At 68.1% G+C, this 22,575-nt stretch carries 25 protein-coding genes and 1 tRNA gene; 7 read left to right on the plus strand and 19 right to left on the minus strand.

Going from position 1 to position 22,575, the window contains the following annotated elements:
• Positions 1–203: 203 nt before the first annotated feature.
• A tRNA-Thr gene (locus GOAMR_RS08000) sits at positions 204–275 on the minus strand.
• 7 nt (positions 276–282) lie between these two features.
• Here GOAMR_RS08000 and GOAMR_RS08005 point away from each other — a divergent pair.
• The 4 genes from GOAMR_RS08005 (at position 283) to otsB (ending at position 4,281) form a co-directional block, all read left to right on the plus strand.
• The gene (locus GOAMR_RS08005) at positions 283–1,716 is read left to right on the plus strand and encodes a threonine/serine exporter family protein (RefSeq protein WP_040514739.1); all 1,434 of its coding nucleotides are present in this window, start codon (positions 283–285) and stop codon (positions 1,714–1,716) included.
• Between the two features lie 80 nt (positions 1,717–1,796).
• Positions 1,797–1,964: a hypothetical protein gene (locus GOAMR_RS25095; RefSeq protein WP_005185282.1), complete on the plus strand. Its 168-nt coding sequence runs from the start codon at positions 1,797–1,799 to the stop codon at positions 1,962–1,964.
• 89 nt (positions 1,965–2,053) lie between these two features.
• Complete coding sequence (locus GOAMR_RS08010; RefSeq protein WP_005185283.1) at positions 2,054–3,508, plus strand: alpha,alpha-trehalose-phosphate synthase (UDP-forming); 1,455 nt, start codon at positions 2,054–2,056, stop codon at positions 3,506–3,508.
• Positions 3,505–4,281 (plus strand): trehalose-phosphatase, encoded by a 777-nt coding sequence (gene otsB, locus GOAMR_RS08015; RefSeq protein WP_005185288.1) that lies wholly within the window; start codon positions 3,505–3,507, stop codon positions 4,279–4,281. Before GOAMR_RS08010 ends, otsB begins: the two co-directional genes overlap by 4 nt.
• A gap of 99 nt (positions 4,282–4,380) precedes the next feature.
• Here the strand turns inward: otsB and GOAMR_RS08020 are convergent, their stop codons facing one another.
• Positions 4,381–5,190 carry a transglutaminase-like domain-containing protein gene (locus GOAMR_RS08020; protein ID WP_040514721.1) on the minus strand — a complete coding sequence of 270 codons (810 nt, stop codon included), beginning with the start codon at positions 5,188–5,190 and terminating at the stop codon, positions 4,381–4,383.
• A 108-nt stretch (positions 5,191–5,298) separates the two neighbouring features.
• Positions 5,299–6,414: an ROK family transcriptional regulator gene (locus GOAMR_RS08025; protein WP_005185296.1), complete on the minus strand. Its 1,116-nt coding sequence runs from the start codon at positions 6,412–6,414 to the stop codon at positions 5,299–5,301.
• Between the two features lie 41 nt (positions 6,415–6,455).
• On the opposite strand from GOAMR_RS08025, the gene GOAMR_RS08030 reads away from it, so the two are divergent.
• On the plus strand, positions 6,456–7,238 hold the full coding sequence (locus GOAMR_RS08030) for an SDR family NAD(P)-dependent oxidoreductase (protein ID WP_040514722.1): 783 nt from the start codon (positions 6,456–6,458) through the stop codon (positions 7,236–7,238).
• Between the two features lie 12 nt (positions 7,239–7,250).
• Here the strand turns inward: GOAMR_RS08030 and GOAMR_RS08035 are convergent, their stop codons facing one another.
• From GOAMR_RS08035 to deoC, 3 genes are all read right to left on the minus strand, one after another.
• Positions 7,251–8,498 (minus strand): L,D-transpeptidase, encoded by a 1,248-nt coding sequence (locus GOAMR_RS08035; RefSeq protein ID WP_040514723.1) that lies wholly within the window; start codon positions 8,496–8,498, stop codon positions 7,251–7,253.
• Positions 8,499–8,558: 60 nt separating this feature from the next.
• Complete coding sequence (locus GOAMR_RS08040; RefSeq protein ID WP_005185304.1) at positions 8,559–8,990, minus strand: hypothetical protein; 432 nt, start codon at positions 8,988–8,990, stop codon at positions 8,559–8,561.
• A gap of 120 nt (positions 8,991–9,110) precedes the next feature.
• On the minus strand, positions 9,111–9,821 hold the full coding sequence (gene deoC / locus GOAMR_RS08045) for a deoxyribose-phosphate aldolase (RefSeq protein ID WP_005185307.1): 711 nt from the start codon (positions 9,819–9,821) through the stop codon (positions 9,111–9,113).
• 27 nt (positions 9,822–9,848) lie between these two features.
• Here deoC and purU point away from each other — a divergent pair, with 27 nt between their 5' ends.
• Positions 9,849–10,721 carry a formyltetrahydrofolate deformylase gene (gene purU, locus GOAMR_RS08050; RefSeq protein WP_005185309.1) on the plus strand — a complete coding sequence of 291 codons (873 nt, stop codon included), beginning with the start codon at positions 9,849–9,851 and terminating at the stop codon, positions 10,719–10,721.
• Positions 10,722–10,883: 162 nt separating this feature from the next.
• Here the strand turns inward: purU and GOAMR_RS08055 are convergent, their stop codons facing one another.
• The 7 genes from GOAMR_RS08055 to GOAMR_RS08085 form a co-directional block, all read right to left on the minus strand.
• Entirely contained in the window at positions 10,884–11,312 is a 429-nt protein-coding gene (locus GOAMR_RS08055) for a type II toxin-antitoxin system VapC family toxin (RefSeq protein WP_005185318.1), read from the minus strand.
• Positions 11,309–11,527, minus strand: a complete 219-nt coding sequence (locus GOAMR_RS08060; protein WP_050942636.1) for a hypothetical protein — start codon at positions 11,525–11,527, stop codon at positions 11,309–11,311. The genes GOAMR_RS08055 and GOAMR_RS08060 overlap by 4 nt, the downstream gene beginning before the upstream one ends.
• Positions 11,528–11,576: 49 nt before the next feature.
• Positions 11,577–12,935: a hypothetical protein gene (locus GOAMR_RS23565; protein ID WP_005185324.1), complete on the minus strand. Its 1,359-nt coding sequence runs from the start codon at positions 12,933–12,935 to the stop codon at positions 11,577–11,579.
• 153 nt (positions 12,936–13,088) lie between these two features.
• Positions 13,089–13,907: a carbon-nitrogen hydrolase family protein gene (locus GOAMR_RS08070; RefSeq protein ID WP_040514743.1), complete on the minus strand. Its 819-nt coding sequence runs from the start codon at positions 13,905–13,907 to the stop codon at positions 13,089–13,091.
• A gap of 254 nt (positions 13,908–14,161) precedes the next feature.
• Positions 14,162–14,950, minus strand: coding sequence for a class I SAM-dependent methyltransferase (locus GOAMR_RS08075; protein ID WP_005185329.1), 789 nt, complete (start codon positions 14,948–14,950; stop codon positions 14,162–14,164).
• A gap of 13 nt (positions 14,951–14,963) precedes the next feature.
• The gene (locus tag GOAMR_RS08080; RefSeq protein ID WP_005185331.1) at positions 14,964–15,473 is read right to left on the minus strand and encodes a DUF2505 domain-containing protein; all 510 of its coding nucleotides are present in this window, start codon (positions 15,471–15,473) and stop codon (positions 14,964–14,966) included.
• A gap of 24 nt (positions 15,474–15,497) precedes the next feature.
• A complete protein-coding gene (locus tag GOAMR_RS08085; RefSeq protein ID WP_005185332.1) occupies positions 15,498–15,995 on the minus strand; it encodes a DUF2505 domain-containing protein in 498 nt (165 codons plus the stop codon).
• Positions 15,996–16,041: 46 nt separating this feature from the next.
• On the opposite strand from GOAMR_RS08085, the gene GOAMR_RS08090 reads away from it, so the two are divergent.
• The gene (locus GOAMR_RS08090) at positions 16,042–17,106 is read left to right on the plus strand and encodes a UDP-N-acetylmuramate dehydrogenase (RefSeq protein WP_005185333.1); all 1,065 of its coding nucleotides are present in this window, start codon (positions 16,042–16,044) and stop codon (positions 17,104–17,106) included.
• Positions 17,107–17,119: 13 nt separating this feature from the next.
• On the opposite strand, the gene GOAMR_RS08095 is transcribed toward GOAMR_RS08090, so the two are convergent.
• The 6 genes from GOAMR_RS08095 to GOAMR_RS08120 all read right to left on the minus strand — a co-directional run bounded on the left by GOAMR_RS08095 (position 17,120) and on the right by GOAMR_RS08120 (position 22,497).
• On the minus strand, positions 17,120–18,175 hold the full coding sequence (locus GOAMR_RS08095) for an alpha/beta fold hydrolase (RefSeq protein WP_005185334.1): 1,056 nt from the start codon (positions 18,173–18,175) through the stop codon (positions 17,120–17,122).
• 72 nt (positions 18,176–18,247) lie between these two features.
• Positions 18,248–19,051: a MerR family transcriptional regulator gene (locus tag GOAMR_RS08100; protein ID WP_005185335.1), complete on the minus strand. Its 804-nt coding sequence runs from the start codon at positions 19,049–19,051 to the stop codon at positions 18,248–18,250.
• Between the two features lie 84 nt (positions 19,052–19,135).
• A complete protein-coding gene (locus GOAMR_RS08105) occupies positions 19,136–19,447 on the minus strand; it encodes a DUF2516 family protein (protein ID WP_005185336.1) in 312 nt (103 codons plus the stop codon).
• Positions 19,448–19,476: 29 nt separating this feature from the next.
• A complete protein-coding gene (locus GOAMR_RS25745) occupies positions 19,477–20,514 on the minus strand; it encodes a hypothetical protein (RefSeq protein WP_005185337.1) in 1,038 nt (345 codons plus the stop codon).
• Positions 20,511–20,945 carry a helix-turn-helix domain-containing protein gene (locus GOAMR_RS08115; RefSeq protein WP_005185338.1) on the minus strand — a complete coding sequence of 145 codons (435 nt, stop codon included), beginning with the start codon at positions 20,943–20,945 and terminating at the stop codon, positions 20,511–20,513. The genes GOAMR_RS25745 and GOAMR_RS08115 overlap by 4 nt, the downstream gene beginning before the upstream one ends.
• A gap of 226 nt (positions 20,946–21,171) precedes the next feature.
• A complete protein-coding gene (locus tag GOAMR_RS08120) occupies positions 21,172–22,497 on the minus strand; it encodes a DUF445 domain-containing protein (RefSeq protein WP_050942637.1) in 1,326 nt (441 codons plus the stop codon).
• Positions 22,498–22,575: the final 78 nt, after the last annotated feature.

The raw sequence follows: 22,575 nt of genomic DNA on the forward strand, positions 1-22,575 counted from the left end.
CTATACCAAGACCTATGTCACAAAGATATCTGAATGTGACCTGTTTTTACTTTCTTACAGCAAAGAATATTTCATAAACAAAAGTTCCGCAGAGTCCGGCGGAGACCAGGGGGATCATCACGGTGAGTGGACGCACGGTGACGGGAAACACCGAAACCCCGGCCGAGGTGGCGACGAAACACCATCTGGACCGGGGTCTTCGGAGCCCCCTGTCGGGATTGAACCGACGACCGCTCGCTTACAAGGCGAGTGCTCTACCACTGAGCTAAGGAGGCATGCGTGCTGCCCGAGTATATCCAGCGTTCCCTGCGCCGGATCACCGGCACCCGCCAGGCGACGATCGACACCATCGAGCCCGGCACGATCGCGGTCTCCCCCCGCCGGCCCATCGACAGGTTCGACGTCGGCGCCATCACCGAGGTCCTCGACCTGGCCACCAAGATCGGTGCGGTGCTGCTCGACTCGGGCACTTCCGCCCGCGACACCCAGGCACAGGTGGAGTTCGTCGCCGGTGCCTACGGCATCGAGGACGTCGACGTCGACGTCACCTACAACAGGATCATGGTCAGCGCCCGCCGCGGCGCGACGCTGCCCCCGATCACGACCATGCAGCAGGTCGACTACCGGTCCCTCGACTTCACCCGGCTCGCCGACATCGACCGGCTGATCCGGCACATCCGCAACTCCGGGATCACACCGTCGACGGCGCACCGGATGGTCGACAAGATCGTCGCGGCACCACACCCGTACCCACACTGGGTGTCCACCTGCGCGTGGGGCGCGATGGCCTCGGGCGTCTCGCTGCTGCTCGGCGGCGGGCTCCTCGTCGCCGTGGTGACCTTCCTGACCACCGTGGTGATCGTCGCGGTCAACCGGCGGATCAACCGGCTGGGCACGCCCGTCTTCTTCCAGCAGGTGCTCGGCGGCTTCATCGCGGTGGTTCCCGCGGCCGTCATCTCCGAACTCTCCGACCGGCTCGGCGTGCATATGGTGCCGTCCCAGGTGATCGCTGCGGGCATCGTCGTGCTGCTGTCGGGATTGCCGCTGGTCGGGTCGTTGCAGGATGCGATCACCGGCGCCCCGATCACCGGCGTCGCCCGGTTCTTCGAACTGTTGCTGATGACAGCGGGCATCATCGCCGGCGTCGGCACCGCGATCCGGGTGCTCGAGGGCGTCGGCATCTACCTGCCCACCCTCACCACCCTCACCCGGTTCGACGCGGTGGACCTACCGATCCAGGTGGCCGGCGGCGCGATCGCCTCCGCCGCGTACGCGGTCGCCAGCTACGCCGAGCTCCGGGCGGCACCGGTCGCCTTCCTCAGCGGTGCGATCGGTTCGGCAATCGCGCTCGGCGTGCTGCTGTGGGCACCGGTCGGACCGGTGATCGCCGACGGGATCGCCGCGGTCCTGGTCGGGCTGGTCGGCGGTCTGCTGGCCCGCCGCGCGCTCACCCCGCCGCAGGTGGTGGCGGTCGCCGGCATCACCCCGCTGCTGCCCGGTCTCGCCGTCTACCGCGGACTGTACGGCCTGCTCAGCGAGCAGACCCTCAGCGGCATCACCTGGATGGCCAGTGCGCTGGGCATCGGCTGCGCGCTCGCCGCCGGGGTCACCCTCGGCGAGTTCATCGCCCGGACACTGCGCCGGCCGTCGTTCCTGCGCGAGGACCACCCGCACACCTGGGGCAGCGGGCGCAGGAGACGGCGATCGGGCGGGTAGAATCGGGCACAATGCCGACGGCCGTCACCACCGGGACCGGTCCGCCGCGTACCAGATAGTCGAGCCACGATAAGGACGTCATGCCTCCCAAGACCACCGCCGCCGACCTCACCGACGAAGAGCTGGAGCCGGTAGCCGACGAGACCGCCAACTCCGCCCGCCGCGTCGTCGCCGCGTACGCCAACGACGCCGACGAGTGCCGGATGCTGCTGTCGATGCTGGGTATCGCTCCGGGCGAGACTGCCTGACCCCCGACGTGAGCCCCGACAGCGCGGTTGACGGCAGCGGTACCCCGGCCGACGGGCCGGGAGCGGATTTCGTCGCAGCAGATTTTGTAGTGGTGGCCAACCGGCTGCCCGTCGACAAGGTGGTCGGCGACGACGGCACCGTCACCTGGCGGCGCAGCCCCGGTGGTCTGGTCACCGCGCTCGAACCGATCCTGCGCCAACACACGGGCGCGTGGGTCGGGTGGTCGGGTATCGCCGACTCCGACGACAACCCCGACATCGAGGGCATCGACATCCACGCGGTGCCGCTGTCGACGCAGGAGATCGCCGAGTATTACGAGGGCTTCTCCAACGCCACCCTGTGGCCGCTGTACCACGACGTCATCGTCAAACCCGAGTATCACCGCGAATGGTGGAACACCTATGTGGAGGTGAACCGCCGCTTCGCCGAGGCCACCTCGAAGGCCGCGGCCCCCGGCGCACTGGTGTGGGTGCAGGACTACCAGCTCCAGCTGGTACCCAAGATGCTGCGGATGCTGCGCCCCGATCTGCGGATCGGATTCTTCCTGCACATCCCGTTCCCACCGATCGAGCTGTTCCTGCAGAACCCGTGGCGCACCGAGATCGTCGAGGGTCTGCTCGGCGCCGACCTGATCGGTTTCCATCTGCCCGGCGGTGCGCAGAACTTCCTGTACCTGGCGCGGCGGCTCGCCGGTCAGGCCACCAGCAAGGGCACCGTCGGCGTGCGGTCCCGGTTCGGTGTGGTGCAGGTCGGCTTCCGCACGGTCCGGGTGGGTGCCTTCCCCATCTCCATCGACTCCGGTGAGCTCGACGCCAAGGCCCGTTCCAAGGCGATCCGCGCCCGCGCCGCCGAGATCCGCGCGGAGCTCGGCAACCCCAAGACGATCCTGCTGGGGGTCGACCGCCTCGACTACACCAAGGGCATCGACGTCCGGCTCAAGGCGCTGTCGGAGTTGCTCGCCGAGAAGCGCCTCGACCCGCACGACACGGTGATGGTGCAGCTGGCCACTCCGAGCCGCGAACGCGTCGACAGTTATATCCAGATGCGGGCCGGCATCGAGCAATTGGTGGGCAACATCAACGGCAATTTCGCGCAGGTCGGTCAGCCCGTCGTGCAGTATCTGCACCGGCCGGTCCCCCGCGACGACCTGATAGCCTTCTTCGTCGCCGCCGACGTCATGCTGGTCACCCCGCTGCGCGACGGCATGAACCTGGTGGCCAAGGAGTACGTCGCCTGCCGCAACGATCTCGGCGGCGCCCTGGTGCTCAGTGAATTCACCGGCGCCGCAGCCGAACTCAAATCCGCCTATCAGGCCAACCCGTACGACCTCGACGGGGTGAAGGACGCCATCGAGGCCGCGGTGACGCAGACCGAGCAGGAGGGCCGCCGCCGCATGCGGGTCCTGCGCCGCCAGGTGCTCACCCACGACGTCGACAAGTGGGCGCGCAGCTTCCTCGGCACCCTCGCCGAGCAGCCCAGCACCACCCCGTCCGGCGGTCGCGGGGTCGAGCTCGTACCGCCCACCAAGGACGATGAGTCTTGAGCGACAACACTATCGAGGAACCCCTGCGGTCGGCCCTGGTCACCGCCGCGGCCGCCCCGCACCTGCTCGTGGCCTCCGACTACGACGGCGTGCTCTCCCCCATCGTGTCGCAACCCGAGGACGCGGTCCCCAATCCCGCCTCCGTCGCCGCCATCGAATCGGCCGCGGCACTGCCGGATACGTCGGCGGCGGTGGTGTCGGGCCGGGCGCTCACCGATCTGTCGCTGCGCTCCGGGCTGCCCGTCGACGGCCCGGTGACCCTCATCGGCAGTCACGGCACCGAGTCCAGCACCGGCTTCATCACCGAGATCACCGACGGCCACCGCGCCCTCCTGGACCGGATAATCACCGAATTCAGCTCCGTCGCAGCCGATTATCCGGGCGTGCGGGTCGAACCCAAACCCATCAGCGTCGCCCTGCACGTACGCAACGCCTCCCCCGCCGCTGCCGACGCCGCCCTGAACCGGGCCCGTGCCGGCGCCGCATCCTGGGACGGCGTGGAGGCCACCGAGGGCAAGGCCGTCATCGAGCTGGCCGTCATCGCGACCTCCAAAGGTCATGCCCTGGACGCACTCCGGGCCCGCACCGGCGCCGACGTGGTCCTCTATCTCGGCGACGACGTCACCGACGAGAAGGCCTTCGCCCACCTCGGCGATTCCGACGTCTCCATCAAGGTCGGCGACGGCGCCACCATCGCCCGCCACCGCATCCCCGACACCGACACCGTCGCAACGGTTCTCGACTTCCTGGTCACCTTACGACAATCATCGTGATCCCTGAGCCCGAAGCGACAAAGGAGCGAGAGACGCGTTGGGTCCGGCGACCTTTCGACACCTGACGCCACCACGCCGGATCCCCACCCCACACCCCCATCACGCAATCGACACCCGGACCCGCCCGTCGTCACACGGCAACGGATCCGGCGAACTCGCCGTCACCCAGTACGAGTTGAGCGTGATCGACCCGCCGTGGTTCTCCAGGAACGCGATGTCGGCGGCATCGCGCCCGGTGGCGATCCGCACCATCGCCTGCCGCGGCGCGAGTCCGGTGGCGTCCACCACCACCCATTCCCCGTCGATGATCGCCTCGGTGACGGCGTGAAAGTCCATCGGAGTGCACCCCGGCGCGTACACGGCCACAGCCCGGGCAGGGATGTTGAGCGCCCGCAGCAATGCGACGGTCAGGTGCGCGTAGTCGCGGCACACCCCGGCCCCGGCCATCAGGGTGTCGGCGGCGCTGTCGATAGGGTCGCTGGTGCCCGGGATGTACTGGGTGTGCGTACCCACGAAAGAGACCACCTGATCGAGCAGCTCGACGCGCGGACGCTCCGCGTCGAACCGGCTGGACACGAATCCGTAGAAGGTGTCCGATTCGGCATATCGGCTGGGGCGCAAGTAGGTCGAGGAGTCGAGCGCCGTCGCCGGCATGGGTGCGGCCGGCTGGGTGATCTGCGCCCAGTAGTCGATCGACACCAGCCCGCCGCCGGCCCAGAACCGGTGGATGCGGGTGCCCACCGCGTCGACGATCTCCTCCGGCATCACCGGCGTCCCGGCGACGACGACACTGAGCCGTTCCCGGAGCAGGATGCCCGGCACCTGCGCGACCGCGATCCGCATCTCGATTTCGCAGGGCGCGGCCACAAACACCTCGAGGGTGGCCGACACGTCACGCTGGGCGATCATGGCATAACGGTAGGGGATAGTCGGCAATAGCGGGCGCTGGGCGCCGATACTCAGACGACGGCGGCGAACTCGGACCGTCCCGACGCGACACGCGACACCGGAGGCGATTCACACCACGGCCGCGACGGGATCCGCGTACAACACGCTCAGCGCCACCACCACCGCGGCGCTTTCCTGAACCCGCACACCGAATCTCGACGGAGCGATCTCCAACGGCCACGACACCGCGGTCGCCGAGTTGAACGCCGCCTGCACCGGGGCGAGCCCGTCAGGATGGGCGGCGAACGCCTCCCCGGCCACCACGATCGAATCCGGGTTGATCACATCACGCAACAACGCCACGGACTCACCGAGCACCCGAGCCCGCTCGTCGACGATCGGCGAGGCGGTGATGGGGATGCCGCGCAGCTCCGACGCGGTACGCGCAGCACCCCGCCCGATCACCTGCTGCAGCCGGGCGTACCCACCGGCGATGACCGGCGCGTTCACCGGAAGGTGCGCGATGGTGCCCGCCCCACGCGCCGGCACATGGACCCGGCCGTCGATAGTGAGCGCCGCACCGGCGGTTTCACGCGCATAGATAAAAAGTCCCGAACCGCCGTCGACGCGGGTGTGGGTGAGCAGCAGTTCGGCCGCTGCCATGGCCTCGACGTGCTCGCACACCGACACCGGAACACCGAGGGTGCGGGCCAGCACGGGCCCCACCTCGGCGCCCCGCCAGCCGAGCACGGGATGATCGACGACACCGGTCTCGACGTCGACGGTCCCACCGATCGCGGCGCCGCCCCACAACAACCGCCGCCCGCTGAACCGGTCGGCGAGTTCCTTCAACTGGGTGCACAGCGCCTCGACGGCGGTCCGCGTCGGACCGGCCGGGGTGGCCACGGCGTGGCTGTACAGGGTACGTCCACCCAGGTCGGCGATGGCGAGCACGCTGCGCCGGGCACCGACGTGGATACCGGCCACGCACAGCGAGTCGCGGTCGAGGGTCAGCGGATTCTTGGGCCGTCCGATGGCTCCGGGATCGCACAGGTCGGGCCGTTCGACGATGAGCCCCGACGCGGCGAGCGCATGCACCTGACGGTTCACGGTGGCCGCCGACAGACCGGTCGAGGCGACCAACTGATCACGGGTCACCGGCCCGGACACCCGGACGCCCTGGAGCACGGCCGCCGCGGGAATGGTGGTCAACTGCAGCGTTGCAGGGACGACGGGTGGCGACATGAGACGAATCTAGCAGCGGCGCAGCACTAAACTCGGATTCCATGAGTGCGAACGCAGGGTCAGAATCAGCAGGATTGAATGTCGGGGCGGACGGCCGCAAGATCGCGGTGGTGACCGGCGCGAGTTCGGGGATCGGTGCGGCCACGGCCCGCGTGCTCGCCGCGCAGGGCTATCACGTCGTGGTCGGTGCCCGCCGCGTCGACCGGATCGCGGCGCTCGCCGCCGAGATCGGCGGCACCGGCAGGCAACTCGATGTCACCGACGAGGCGTCGGTCGCCGCGTTCGTCGAGGGCCTCGACCGGATCGACGTGCTCGTCAACAACGCCGGCGGTGCGAAGGGTCTCGCGTCGGTGGCCGAGGCCGATCTCGACGACTGGCGCTGGATGTGGGAGACCAATGTGGTGGGCACGCTGCGGTTGACCCAGACGTTGCTTCCGGCCCTGATCGCCTCCGGCGACGGCCTGATCGTCACGGTCACCTCGATCGCCGCGCTCGATGTCTACGACAACGGCGGCGGCTACACCTCCGCCAAGCACGCCCAGGGCGTGCTGCACCGTACCCTACGCTACGAGCTGCTCGGAAAACCGGTGCGGCTCACCGAGATCTGCCCCGGCATGGTGGAGACGGAGTTCTCGCTGGTGCGTTTCGACGGCGATCAGGAACGCGCCGACGCCACCTACCAGGGTCTGACCCCGCTCACCGCGGAGGACGTCGCCGAGGTCATCGGTTTCGCCGCCTCGCGTCCCCCGCACGTCAACCTCGACCAGATCATTCTCAAACCCCGCGACCAGGCCTCGGCCCGCCGCAACGTCCGCACGGGCTAGTCACAATTTCCCTCAGCGGGGAGCGACGCTGCGCGGGGCGCCGCTGGGGGTGGCCGGGACCGTGATGTCCCGCGCCTGCCCGGTGATCGCCGACATCCCGGTCCACTGGTCCCAGTCGAAGATCCAGTCGAAGATGTCGCCGTCGGCCTCCGACAGGTTGATCCGGGTTCCGGTCACCTCGACCGGATCGCCGTACACGGCGGTCTGGAAATACTGCTGCGCGTTCTCCAGCGACAGATTGATGCAGCCGTTGGTGACATTCGACGATCCTTGCACCCCAACGGTTTGCGGGTTGGCGTGGATGAATTCGCCGTTGTTGGAGATCCGCACCGCCCAGCGCTCGCGGACATTGAAGTATCCGGCGGCCGGGTTGGTCATGGCGAAATCCTCGTATTTCTCGGTGACCACGTGAATGCCGCTGCGGGTGACATTGCGGTCGAGGTCGCCCTCGCCGTAACTGCACGGCAGGGTCATCAGTGTGGCGCCGTCCCGGATCACCACGATCTGGTGCGACGACGCCTCGGCCTTCACGATCTGCGACCGGCCGATGGCGAAGTCGCTGGTCATGTCGGCGGCGCCGTACAGTCCCTCACCCATCTGGAGGCCGTACAGCTTGGCGTCGAGGTGGATCTTGGTGCCCGGCTGCCAGTACTCCCGCGGCCGCCAGTGCACCCGGGATCCGTTGTCCTCGCCGAGCCACGCCCAGCTGCCCTCGGTCTCGGGTGTGGTGGTGACCTTGAGGACCTTCTCGACGGCCGCCTTGTCCTCGACGGTGCTGTCGAACTTGAGGATGAGCGAGGCGGCGATCCCCACTTCCTGGCCGTCGGCGACGTTGATGACCACGTTGGCCTGCGCGGCGGGGCTGAGGGTGGTGAACTTGCCGTGCACCCGAACCACCAGTTGGTCGGATCCGACGGCGGTGCCCTGCCAGGTGTAAGTGGATCCGTAGCCGAGGGGCTCGGTGATCGAGTACGTCGTGCGGTCCTCGGACAGCGTGCCTGCGACCGCTTTGCCCTGTGGGTTCAGCAGTTTCACGTCGGGGTTGAGCGTGCCCTTGTTCGCCTTGACCGAGAACTCGACGGTCGGGTTGGGTGCCACGGGGGACGCCAGGTCCGGGCTGTAGGTGAGCGATACCTTCGGTTTTTTCGGGCCCGAGTCCTTATTGTCCGATCCGGTACCGCATGCCGCGACGAGTCCTGCCGCACCGAGCGCCGCTGCGACCAGCACAGTCCGGCGGTTCGGTTGAAACTGCCTATTCACCTCACCAAATCTACCGTCCGGCAAGGCTCCATACATGCCATGTGCTGTCCGGCACCGCGGTCACGGCACGAACAGCACCTCGTTGGTGATGTCGGTGCAGGAAACCCTGTACCCGAACGAATCCGCGCGGTTCATCTCATCAACGCCATAGGTGCTGCAGTAGACGTCGAACTGGTCGAGGTGCACCAGGGCGGTGTTGTCGCCGTACTGGCGTTCGGTCAGATCGGTGAAGTACTGCCTGGTCATCGCCACAGCCTCCAGACAGTCGAAGTCGTGGCCGCGGTGAATCTCGACGCTCCCCTCACCCCACGGGGAGTCGAGCCTGCCGCAGCCGGTGAACGCGCCGGACGACTCGGTGGCGAGTCCGATGTCAGGCACCGAGCCCGAATCCCCGCCGGACGGCGGCGCCCCGATCCCCGCGCAGACCGCGCACAGGCACAGTCCGGTCGCGGCGGTCGCCGCTAAGGCAAGGCCGGTGATCCGCGTAGACATGGCAACCTCCAACAGCCGATGCGAGATCTCATGCTTCGACGGTAGGAAGGCGAGAGGGCGTACACACGAGTAGCCGACTACGCGAATGACACCGCCGCACTACGTGGATCGCGGCGCCGGCTATTCGGCGAAGCCGTCGAGGACCGCACGCGAGGACGACAGGCCTAGGCGGGTGGCGCCGGCGTCGATGAGCGCGGCGGCGAACTCGGCGGTGCGGATACCGCCGGACGCCTTGATCTCGGCCTCGTCGCCGACGGCGTCGCGCATCAGCCCGACCGCCTCGACGCTCGCCCCGCCGAGCGGGTGGAAGCCGGTGGAGGTCTTGACGTAGTTGGCGCCGGCGGTCACGGCGCGCTTGCACACCTGCGTGACGGCGTCGGGACCGGCGAGTTCGAGCAGTGCCGCCGATTCGATGATCACCTTGAGGACCTTCTCCCTGCCGATGGCCTCACGGACGGTCAGGATGTCGGCGAACACCTCGTCGTAGCGGCCGTCGACGGCGGCACCCACGTCGATCACCATGTCGATCTCGTCGGCGCCGGTGTCCACGGCCAGCCGCGCCTCGGCCCCCTTGACCAGCGAATGATGCTTGCCCGACGGGAATCCGGCGACGACGCAGGTGTTCATGATCCCGGTGTCGATGGGCAGCATCGACGGTGACAGGCACACCGCGTACACCCCGAGATCGATGGCCTCGGCGATGGTGGCCTCGGCGTCGACGCGGGTGGCTTCCGGCTTGAGCAGCGTGTGGTCGACGATGGCCGCCACGTCGCGGCGCGGGTAGCGGGTGATGAGCTCGGTGTTCGTCCCTGGGAGGTCGGTGTTTGTCACACCGTCGAGCTTGGCACACTTGACGATGTGACTTCATCTTCCGGCGACCACCGCTACGTCCTGACTCTCGGCTGTCCCGACACGACGGGCATCGTCGCCCGGATCTCCGGTTTCCTCACCGACATCGGCGGCTGGATCACCGAGGCCGGCTACCACTCCGACCCCGACTCGGGCTGGTTCTTCACCCGGCAGGCGATCCGCGCCGACGCCGTGACGCTGACCCGCGACGAGATCGCCGCCCGGTTCAAGGCCGAGGTGGGCGACCCGCTCAACGCCGAATGGAAGCTCACCGACACCGCCGTCGGCAAGTCGGCGGTGCTGCTGGTCAGCAAGGAATCACACTGCCTCGTCGACCTGCTGGGCCGCGCCCACCGCGGGGAGCTGCCCGCGACGATCAGCGCCGTCGTCGGCAATCACGCCGACCTGGGCGAACTGACCGAGCGGTTCGGGATACCGTTCCACCACGTCCCGTTCTCCCCCGACCGCAAGGCCGAGTCGTTCGCGCGGGTGGCGGGCATCGTCGACGGCTACCACCCGGATGCGGTGGTCCTGGCCCGGTTCATGCAGATCCTGCCGCCCACCCTGTGTGAGTCGTGGGCCGGCCGCGCCCTCAACATCCACCACAGCTTCCTGCCGAGCTTCGTCGGCGCCCGCCCCTACCATCAGGCCTTCGCCCGCGGCGTCAAACTGATCGGCGCCACCTGCCACTACGTGACCGCCGACCTCGACGCCGGCCCGATCATCGAGCAGGACGTCATCCGCATCGACCACAGCGACTCGGTCGCCGACATGGTGCGGCAGGGCCGCGACATCGAAACCCTCGTCCTGGCCCGCGGCCTGCGCTGGCACCTCGAGGACCGCGTCCTCGTCCACGGCCGCAAGACCGTCGTCTTCAGCTGAGACCCCGCCTTCCTGGCACACTGGAGCGCGTCGGAAGTGGATGACACCGAGGGCGTCGAACGGATACATCTGGTGCGAAGAAAAGGCAGCTGCGCAAGCAGCGGCCGAAGCAGGGCGATCGAGGATCGGACGCAGTTGCCGACGCATCGCTACAGCGAGTGATCAAAGCCTTTCTGGCAGCAAGGTGAACGCCTCGAGGTGACGCGGTCGCACTGCGGTGAAGTGGCGCCGGTCGAGGGTGGCGATTTCCGTGATGTCCAGTCTCTCGGCGAGCGCGATCACCGATGCGTCGGTCGTGCCGAGTGGCATGTCGATGTACTGCTCGGTGAGTTCGGCCATGCGCCGGTAATCGGCGCGCGTCAGATCGACCAGCTCGAACGCACCGTCGGCGACGCCACGTAGAAATTGAACCTCGACTTGGGGGCTGACGCGTGCGCTCAGGAGATAGCCGACCTCCGCCGAGACCGTCGCGGGCAACAGCAGCCTACGACCTGCTAGGCGCAGGCCGGTGAAGAGCTCGGATGCCGCGTGGAAGTATTGGTCGTTCGCGGTGGCCGCGGCAACGATCGGACCCGTGTCGAAGACGATCACAGGGAGTCACGCCCGAAACCCTCAAGGTGCTCGGGGTTGGTCGACAGGTCCGTGACGTCGTCGTTGGCGACGCCCGAACCTATCCACGCGAAGGCGTTCGCGCCGGGCACGTCTCGGGGAGCCGCGCGGCGGCGCACGTCACTGAGCACCTGCTCGACCTGGTCCTCCGGGAGTGAGTCGATGAGGTGATGCAGCTCGTCACGAACCTCGGACATGCGTCGAGTGTAGGCGGGAGTCGAGTCACACCGAGGCGTCAGCCAGAAGTTATCCACACTTCACGGTGTTGCCGGCGACGGTGTTGTTGTCGGCGATGAGTTTCACGTCGCTGCCGGACACGGTGAAGTCGACGCCGGAGTCGGTGACCTTGAGGTTGTCGATGGTCACCTCGTCGAAGAAGGTGCCGAACATCGTGGTGCTGACCTGGTCGACGATCTGCTGGGCGAAGTCGGCCGGCACACCGAACACGAAGGCGCTGGCCTTCTGCACCTCGAACTTGGGTTTGCCGTTCTTGACGACAGGCTTGATCACCGTCGACACCGGGATGGACACGAACAGCGCGGTGACGCTGGCGTCGATGGACACGGTGCCGTCGGCGGCGTTGCCGGAGACCTTGGTGATCTTGCCTGCGTCGATCAGGCCGCCACCGGACTGGTTCTGATTCTGGCTCTGCGCCTGCTCCCCCAGTTCGGTGACCCGGTCGAAGGGCACGAATCCGGTGCCGTCGAGGGCGCGGATGGTGGTGTCGTCGCCGGAGCGTTTGATGCCTTCGGCGCGGGCGTGCAGCTTCATCCCGGTGCCGGCTTCGTTCTTGGTGTCCACCTGCACGTACGGGAATTCGTTGCTCATCGCCTGCAGCAGGACGGGCTTCTTGGACAGCGCGACGCTCGTCGGTGATCCGGTGAGATCGCCGAACGCCTGCTCCATGCAGTTCTGTGCCTTGTTGCGGAAGTACAGTTCGCTTCCGACGAGCCCGATCACCAGCACCAGCACGAGCACGGCCGCTGTCCAGGCGAGGATCTTGCCGCGGTTGCGCCGCGACGGCGAACTCGCGACCACACCGCCGCGGCCCGTCGGCGGTGGGGTCTGGCCGCCCAGGTACGAGGTGTCCGCACCGTGGTCGAACGGGGCGGTCGGCACCCGGACACCACCGTCGACCTGGGAGTACGCCTGCGAGGAGTACGGCAGCGCCTGCTCGATCTTCGTCGTGTCGGGGTCGGTGACTCCGCCGGGGCCTGAACCGCCGGGGCCTGAACCGCCTGGCCCGAACTCGACCGGGGCTCCCGGCCCGGTGCCCTCGGCCTGCGAGGGAGAAGCCGGTGGCGTATTGACCACCGGGATCGTCGGGCGTGAGGCAGTGGCCGCGAACCGCGCATCGGAACTCTCGCCCCCGGCGGCCGGGCCGGTGACCGGCGTGCGGCCGGTGTCGACGGCTGCGGTGCCGCCGGACGCACTGTCGGTATCCACCCGTTCGATGCCGTGCACGGTGCGGTCGGGATCTACCGGTGCCGTCGCGTGTTCCCTGGTCGGCGACGATCCCGGTCCGTACTCGCCCGTCGCACCGACCGTGGGTGTCCACTGGTCGGGGTCGCCGGAGTTCGTGCCGGTCCGGTGTTCGTCGCTCATTCGTCGGTCCTGATCGTCGGTTGGCGGGCAACGCGCGGCCGGGCCGTGCGTCGTTCCCGCGGTGTTCTTATTCCCCTCCCGGCCGTGCCGGGCCCCCAACGGCCGTGCTGTCAGCTCGGCCGGATAGCTCTTGCCGGATACCCACGGATAACGTCAGAACGCCAGACGGGGTTCCGTGAGGTCCTGCTCGTTGGCCAGGACGGCCAGGGCTGTCCGGGCCTTCCCGACAGCGGCCGTGTCGATGTCGTGGACACCGACCTCGGATGCGCTGCCGTATGCGGCGACCACGCTACCGAACGGATCTGTGATCTGGCTGTGTCCGATTCCGGTGGGCGCCCCGGACGCCGCGACCTCCGGATCCGGCGGTTCGGCTTGCCCGACGGCCGCGACGTACGCGGTCGCGTCGAGCGCCCGTGCGGTGGCCAGCGCCTGCCACTGCCGCAGCTTTCCCGGTCCGGCACCCCACGACGCGGGCACGACGATCAGGTCGGCACCCGCCCGGGCGAGGGCGGTGAACAACCGGGGAAAACGGATGTCGTAGCAGGTGGCGAGCCCGACCCGGCAACCGGCGACGGTGATCAGCACCGGCTGTGCACCGGGGGCGACGGTCCGCGATTCGGCGAACCCGAAGGCGTCGTACAGGTGGATCTTGTCGTACCCGGTCCGCTGCCCGCCGGGCGTCACGGCCAGCAGGGTGTTTTTGACGCGACCACCGTCGGGTTCGGGCGTGAACATCCCCGCGACGACGCTCACCCCGTGCTCGGCGGCGATCGTGGCCACGCCGTCGGCCCACGACCCGTCGAGCGGCTGCGCGATCGGCCCCAACTTCACCCCGAACCGGCACATCGTGGCCTCCGGGAACACCACCAGCTCGGCCCCGTCGGCCGCCGCCCGCCCGGTGGCCTCGGCCACCAGCCTCAGATTCTCCGCCGGATCCGTACCCGAACTGATCTGCGCCATCGCAAGTCGCATGCCACCCAGGATAAGCCGCGCCACCTTGATCCCCGAGCCCGAGACGCATCTTGATCCCGAGACCCGGACACCGAACGACAGCGGCACCCCTCGTGATCCCGAGACCCGGACACCGAACGACAGCGGCACCGCTCGTGATCCCGAGACCCGGACACCGAACGACAGCGGCACCCGTCGTGATCCCGAGGCCCGGACACCGAACGACAGGGGTACCCTTCTTGATCCCTGAGGCCGAAGCGACGAAGGAGCGAGGGTCACGAAGGGTCGGGCGACCCGAGGCTCCCGACCGCACCCCACGGAACCGTCAGCAGGTTGTCGCGCGTCGGCCGCCGCGGCACCCGCACCGGCACCCCCGACTCCCGCAGCAACGCCAGCGCCTGCCGCCACCGCACCCGCGGCCCGAACGGCGCGTGCCCGGCGGCCATGTCCCAGCACCGGTCGGCGGCGACGAGCAGTTCGTGGATCGGTTCACCGGGCACGTTGTGATGGATGAGCACCTTCGGCAGCCGTTCGGCCAGCTCCGACGGGTGCCCGGTGTGCGCGGGCGACCAGCTGAAGGTGAGCGACCGCGGCCCGTCGGCGTCGAGCAGCACCCAGCAGCAGCGCCGCCCGATCTCGTCGCAGGTGCCCTCGACGATCAGCCCGCCCGGTGCGAGCGCGGCCCGCATCTGCGCCCACGCCGCCTCGACCTCGGCCTCGTCGTACTGCCGCAGCACGTTGAAGGCCCGCACCAGGGTGGGTCGCAGCCCGGCCAGCTCGAACCCGCCGAGCGCGAACCGCACTCCGCCGCGGGGTTCGACGATCCGTTCGGGGTCGATCTCCAGCCCGACCATCTCCAGGCGGGGTGCGACGGCCCGCAGCCGCGTCGCCATCTCGACGGCGGTGTCGGGCCGGGCCCCGTAACCGAGGTCGACGACCAGCGGCCGCGGCTCACCGGTGAGCGCGGCCACGATCGCCGGGTCGTGCACCATCCAGCGGTCGACGCGGCGCAGCCGGTTGATGTTGGTGGTGCCCCGGGTGATGCGGCCCGAGACGCGTTTCACGACGGGAACAATGCTATGCGTTCTTGGCGATCCAGTCCTTGGCGTAGGCGGCTTCGGCCCGGAACAGGTCGACCAGGTTCACCAGCATGAGCTGTTCGAGCTTGCTGGCGACGAACGGGACGAAGACCTTCACCTCGCTGGTCTTGCGCAGGGTGCAGCCGCTGTCGGTGGGGAACAGTTCCTGCCAGCCTTTGAGGCTGCCCGGTCCCGCCGGGATCGACGCCGTGTAGTCACCCTTGGTGACGTCGGGGTCGAAGATCCCCAGCGATTCCTCGCGGGTGATGATCATGTCCTTTTTGAGCACGGTCTGGGCGAGGGACGGCAGTTGATCGCGGCCGATCGTCTGCCGCAGGACCACCTTGAGTCCCGAGTCGTCGCAGGCGAAGTCCACGACTTCGCACTTGGGCGAGAACATCTCGAAACCCGCCATCATCTCGTCCCAGTAGCGCGGGGTGCTCTGGGCCGCATAGACCTGTTCCGCCGGGTACGGGTAGCGCGCTGAATAGCTGAGCCGTCTTGCCATGCGCTTCAGGCTACAGTTGTCCGCTCAAGCGCCTCCACGACGCTCCCATTCGACGGTTTCGTCGCGTTCGCCGTTAAACAGATCCACAATCTGGTCTTTGACGACCTTCTCGATCTTGCCACCGACAAAGGGCAGCGACACTTTGATCTCCCCCCGATACAGGGTCGAGGCGGTAGCGCCCGAGCTGGTCTGAGTCGCCCTGATGCCGGCCGACACACCCGACACGCTCGCGGTGGTATCGCCGGTGATGGTGCCGCCGGCGTAGCTGAGCACGATGCGGCGCGGGATCTTCAGGTCGCCCCTGCGGACGGTGGTGACGATCGAGGGCAGTTTGTCCTCCGGGACGACCTGCGTCATCGCCACGGTGACGGAATCGCCGTTGCGGGTGAACTCCTCGAGCACGCCGAGGTCACCGTTGATCGCGTTGAGCAGATCGGTCCAGTAGTTCTCGGCGGTGACGAGCTCCCACAGCCTGCCGGTGGAGAACGGATAGTCGACGGAATGCTCGAACCTGGTGCCCATGGCCGTAACCGTACCGTCCCGGCCCCGGTCATTACCCTGATACTTCGTGACCGATTCCTCCCTGTTCCTGTCCGGCCTGACGACACTGCGCCTCGGCGGCCCCGCACACGACATCGTGCGCTGCGCCGACACCGCGACACTCGTGCAGACGCTGGGTGCGCTCGATGACGCCGGCACCCCGGTGCTCCTGGTCGGCGGCGGATCCAACCTGGTGATCGGTGACGACGGTTTCCCCGGCACCGCGGTGGTCATCGAGAGTTCCGGACGCACCTTCGGCGACGACGCGGGCAGTCCGTTCGTGACTGCCGACGCCGGTCTGGAGTGGGACGCCCTGGTCGCCGCGACCATCGACGCGGGCTTCGGCGGCCTCGAATGCCTGTCGGGCATCCCCGGCTCCACCGGAGCCACCCCGGTGCAGAACGTCGGCGCGTACGGGGTGGAGGTGGCCGACATCCTGCGCGCGGTCGAGGTGTACGACCGCACGACGCGGACCACCGTCACGCTCAGCCCCGACGACCTCCAACTCGGTTACCGCAGCAGCATTCTCAAGTACCGCAACGAGAAAGTCGTTGTGTCGGTGTCCTTCTGGCTCACCCCGGGCCGGATCAGCCGCCCGCTGCGCTACCGGGAACTGTCGGCCGCCGTCGGCGTCGACCCGGGCGAGAGCGCCGACTCCGCCGAGGTGCGCCGCACCGTCCTGGGCCTGCGCGCGGGCAAGGGCATGGTCCTGAATCCCGATGATCACGACACCTGGAGTGCCGGTTCGTTTTTCACCAACCCCATCGTCGACGCCGGGCGCGCTCCCGAGATCCTGGAACGGATCGCGGCCCGCGTGGGATCCGATGTGCAGGTGCCCACCTATCCCGCGGGCGACGGCGCGGTCAAGTTCTCCGCCGGCTGGCTGATCGAGCGGGCCGGCTTCACCAAGGGCTACCCCGGCGACCACGCTCCCGCCCGACTGTCGACGAAACACACTCTGGCACTGACCAACCGGGGCCAGGCGAGCACCGAGAACCTGCTGCGCCTGGCCCGCGAGGTGCGGGCCGGGGTGCTGGCCGCGTTCGGCGTCGACCTGCACCCCGAACCGGTGCTCGTCGGCTGCGAGATCTAGCCCGCCGGGCCCCTCAGATTTCGGTGAGAACCTTGTCGAGCAGCTCGTTGAAATCGGCACCGGCCTCGATGCTCGACATGTGGCCCACGCCCTCGTAGATCACGAGGTCGCGCAGAGATCCGTTGTGGCGCAGTATCTCCGCCATGTAGTCGGCGTGCGCGGGCGGGGTCAGCCGGTCGTGGGTACCGACGACGACGGTGGTGGGCACCCGCAGATTGCGCAGCCCGCCGGTGACATTCAGCTTGCCCATCGCCGACCCCCAGCCCGCACGGGCCCGGGCACTGCAGGTGCACACCAGGTCGTCGACGAAGTTCACGTGCGCCACCCGGGCCTTCGGCCCGAGGGTCGCGTAGTGGGCGACGCGATGCCCGATCGCGGTGCGCGGCAACCGCACCGGCGTGGAGGTGATCAGCTTGGCCACCAGCGGCCGGAACCGGTCGGTGTAGCGCGGCAGGACCGTGGGCAGCACATCGATGCCCTGCACCACGTCGACGGCCGCGGTGGACACCAGCACCACCTGCGAGGCGACCTGCGTGACCCTTTCGGGGTACTGCTTGGCCCACGACATGATGGTCATGCCGCCCATGCTGTGCCCGACGATGACGGCCTTGCGGCCGGGCGGCACCACCTCGGTGAGCACCGCGTCGAGGTCGTGGCCGAGCACGTCGATCGTCAGGCGTGTCTTCCCGTGTGCGCTGCGGCCGTGACCGCGCTGGTCGTAGGCGACCACGGTGTGCCCGTTCTCGATCAGGTGGTTGAGCTGCGGGTTCCAGTATTCGGTGGTGCAGGTCCAGCCGTGCACGAGCACCACCACATCGCGGTCCTCGGCGCGCTCGCCGTAGGTGACGACGTTGAGCGGGGTGCCGTCGGCGGCGAGGACGGTTCGCGGCACCCGTGCGGCCGGCTGTTCCAGCCGCTCGTCGGGGCCGTCGTCGACGGGGCGGGCGGCACGTATCGCCTCCAGGGTGATCGCGCCGAACAACAGTCCCACTCCGGCGGCGACCCCTGCCGCCGCGCCCGCGGCCACCGCGCCTCCGCCGTATCCGATCACCGAACGTGTCCGTGCCATCTGCCTACTCCCGTATCTCCCCCGACTTGTCATTCTGACCGGGCCACCCCAGGCCCGGCTACTGCCCCGTCCCTATTGCTGGGCCGTCTCGTCGAGGGAGGTCCCGCCCTCGATCCTGTCCCTGATGCTCTGCTCGACAGCGTCCCGTGCGGCGGCCTGCGACACATCGAAGTAGGTCGACGCGTCGCCGATCGCCTTGGAGATCTGTTCGTCGAGTGCTTTGCGGAAGGTGGTCTCGACGATGTCGTGGGCCATCGGCCGGACCGTCTGGATCAGTTCCGCCATCTGGCTGATGGCCTTGTCGCCCAGATTGGGCAGATTCTCGTTCACGTATTTGTCGGTGATGATCGTGACGAAGCTCTTCGCGACGTCGGCCAGGTCGTCCTGCACCCGCACCCAGCGGTCGAGCAGCACATCGATCTCGATGCCGTTCTTCACCAGCACCTCGGCGCCCTCGAGGAGTTCCGGGTTACGGATGGCGTAGTGCGCACCGTCCTTGGTGAGGATGCCGAGTTTCTGGCTGAGCGCGATCGTCTTCTCACTGGCGCCGAGGCTGTTGCGCAGTTCGGTGATCGTGATGGTGGCCGCACGCTTAAAATTGCGGAAACGCCCCGACTTCGGTGCGGCCCGCAGCACCTGCTCGACGCGCATCCCGTGATGGGCGGCGTGCAGCAGTTCGCTGATGGTGGCGAAGGTGTAGCCGCGTTCGAGCATCCGGGAGATCAGTTGCAACCGCACCAGATGCTCATCGGAGTACCAGCCCGTGCGGCCGCGGATCGTCGGCGGCGGCAGCAGACCACGATCCTGGTAGACGCGAATATTGCGGACGCTCACATCCGCCTTCTTCGCCAGATCGTTGATCCGATACTCGGCCACCGCATGTACCTCTTCTCTCGACTGACCTTCGACAATCCCGGGTCACCACGCGCCGGCCGCGGCACGACCGGCGCGTGGTGCACGCTATTTCCTGCTGAACCAGGACTTGCCCTGGATCGCGTCGACCCGGGGCCGCACGTCGACGAGGTAGACGAGCATGGCGACGACGCCGATGAGGCCGAGCATGCCGATGGCGCCGAACAACCAGATGAACAACGTGGCCGCGGCCAGGATCGACACCCAGAACACCTTGCTCTGGCGGTCGACGGCCGGGAACGCATCGGGGCGCTGCAGGGCGGCGTGCAGCAGCGCGACGGCCGATGCGATTCCGGCGGCGAGGGTGATCACCAGCAGGACGAGATTACGGCCGTAGTCCAGGAACGATGCGATAGTCACAGGTCCACTCTAGTGACACCGCGCGGGAACTACTTGGCCGTCCTCTTCGCGGGCGTCGTCTTGCGTGCCGGCGAAGCGCCCGTCGCGGCCTTCTTGGCCGGTGTTTTCTCGGCCGGTGCGGCCTTGCGCGCACCCGCGGTCTTCTTGGTCGGTGCGGCCCCCACAGCCTTCGCTGGAGTGGCCTTGGCCGGAGCGGCCTGCTTCTTCGCCGGGGCCGACTTCTTCACCGGCGCGGCCTTCTTCGCCCCAGCAGATTTCGCCCCAGCAGATTTCGCCCCAGCAGGTTTCGCCCCAGCAGGTTTCGCCACTGCGGTGCTCTTGGCGGGTGCGCTGGTCTTGGCCGGTGCGGCCTTCTTCGCGGCGGCACCCCCAGCCTTCGTCCCAGCAGCCTTCACCGGGGCAGCCTTCTTGGCAGCGACACTCTTCACGGGGGCACTCTTCACGGGAGCGCTCTTGACAGGGGTCGCCTTCTTCGCGGCCGTCTTGGCCGGTGCGGCCTTCTTCGCGGCGGGCTTCTGCGCCGCCTCGGCCTTGGCCGGAGCGGTCTTCTGGGCAGGAGCGGTTTCCTGGGCAGGAGCGGTTTTCTTGGCCGTGCCGGGCTTCTTCACGGGCGCGGACTTGCGGACCGGCTTCTCGACGGGCGCGGCCACGGCGAGCGGAGCCTCGCCCGCCTTGTCCACTGCCTTGTCCCCGGGCACCGGGAGCCCGAGGGTCGCGGCCCGTTCCTGCAGCGCCTTGAGAATCGCGGCGGCAACCCCGAGATATGCCTCGGCGACCTTGCGCAGTTCCTCCGGCGTGAACTTGGCCCGCAGTTCCTCGAGCTCCTCGGGCAGTTCCACCGACAGCCGGTCCTTGGCCTTGTCGAAGCGGGCGAGCGCCTGTGCCACCGCGTCGTCGAAGGCGGCCTGCGCCGTTTCGAGACGGGCCTGTGCGTTCTCCTTGGCGTCCTCGACGCCGGACGTCAGCTTGCCGGCGACCTGCTCGCCGACCGCCTCGCCCCGGTCGCGGAGTTGTTCGACGATGTCGGCAACCTGCCCGAATGCGGCGGTCAGTCGATTGTCGGTCATGTGTTGTCTCTTCCTCGTGGGTCGGGTTCGGCTTCGTGCGATGCGAACTCCGCCTGCGCCGTCTCGGCGTTTTCCTTGCGGAAGGATTCGTAGATCTCCAGCAGCATCTGCTTCTGCCGCTCACTGATGGCGTCGTCGGCGATCAGCGCGTCACGGACCGGGCTGGCGGGGCGTTCCTCCAGGATTCCCGCGCGGACGTACAGCACCTCGGCCGACAGCCGCAGGCCTTTGGCGATCTGCGCGAGCACGTCGGCCGACGGCTTGCGCAGGCCGCGCTCGATCTGGCTGAGGTACGGGTTGGACACCCCGGCCCGCTCGGCGAGTTGCCGCAGGGACACCTGGGCGGCGACCCGCTGCGAACGGATGAAGGTGCCGATGTCCTGGGCGGCGTGGGTGACCGCGTCCTGTGCGGCCTGGGTGACGGCGTCCACCGGGCCCGACGAGTCTCCACCGGCGGCATTGATCCCATCGCCGCGGTCAGCTGACTCGTCGCCCGTTGCCGACTCACCGTCAGTTGTCACGCCTCACGCTCGCTTTCTCATCGCACAATCCAGTATCGACAGGAGTGCTAACAAATGCAAGCAGTGGTGACGCGGCTCAACCAGCAGCCGTTCCCCCAGCTTGATCACACCCCCGCCAGAAGATCAGTACCGACCCTCAGAAGATCAGTACCGACACCGTATAGATGGCCAGCCCGGCCAGCGAGCCGACGACGGTGCCGTTGATCCGGATGAACTGCAGATCCCGGCCCACCTGGAGCTCGATCTTCTTGCTGGTCTCCTCCGCGTCCCAGCCGCGGACCGTCTCGGTGATGACCGAGATGATCTCGCGTGAATAGTTCTCGGCGACATGCTTGGCGGAGCGGGCCACCCAGCCGTTCATCTTCTCCTGCAGAGGCCGGTCGTCGCGGATCCGGACACCCAGATTGACGACGGCCTCCGACAGTGAGTTCCGCAACGTGCTGTTGGGGTCCTCGAGCATCTGCTCGATCACGGCCTTGCCGGTCTTCCAGGCCGTCGACGCCGCGTTGCCCACCTCGTCACGCCCGAGCAGTTCGTTCTTGATGTTCTCGAACCGGGCGATCATCTCGGGGTCGTGCTGCAGGTCGTCGGCGAATCGGCGCACAAAGGTGTGCATCGAGCGCCGCACCTGATGCCCGGGGTCGGCCCGCACCTTGTAGGTGAAGTCGACGAGTTCGCGGTAAATCCGGTCACCGAGCAGCGAGTTGACGAACTTCGGTTTCCACGACGGGCCCACGTCCTCATCGATGATCCGGTCGATAAGCCCCTGACTGCCCAGCGCCCAGTCGTGTGCCCGGTCGCAGGCGAGCTGGAAGACCGGTTCGAGCCGGTCCTCGGCGATCAGTTGCTCGAGCACCCGGCCGAGTGGCTGCGCCCACTGCGGTTCGCCCGCCCACTTGATGGCGTAGGTGATGAGGTTCTCGACGTCCTCGTCGCGCAGCATCTCCGAGGCGAGCGTGAAACCGCGCGCCACCTCGTCGGAGATCCGCTGGGAGTTGGCCGGGTCGGACACCCACGTCGACAGCCTGCGCGGCAGCTCCAGGGTGTACGCCCGGTGCTCGATGACCGCGGGCGTCATGAAGTTGTCCTCGATGAACCCGCCGAGCTGATCGCCGATGTCGTCCTTCTTCTTGCGGATCAGCGCGGTGTGCGGGATCGGCAGCCCCAGCGGATGCCGGAACAGCGCGGTCACCGCGAACCAGTCGGCGAGCGCACCCACCATCCCGGCCTCCGACGCGGCACGCACATAGCCCACCCAGGCCGCGACGTCCTGGCCGTCGCGATGCTCAAGGTACCGGGTGAACAGATAGATGAGGGCGGCGACGACCAGGCACCCCGTCGCGATGACCTTCATCTTGTTCAGGTCCCGGCGTCGCTGCTCGTCGGCCGAACTGTCACCAAGAGCAAACGATGTCGACGGGGGCGCCGGTGGCTCCTGACGAACATCCTGTATCGGCCGCATTGGACCAGTCTTACCCACCGGCCTCTACGCTTGCCAGGTGGCCGCCTGTCCGAATCCCGCAGCCACGACCGGCGGTAT

It is taken from the genome of Gordonia amarae NBRC 15530 (assembly GCF_000241345.1).
Lineage (GTDB): Bacteria > Actinomycetota > Actinomycetes > Mycobacteriales > Mycobacteriaceae > Gordonia > Gordonia amarae.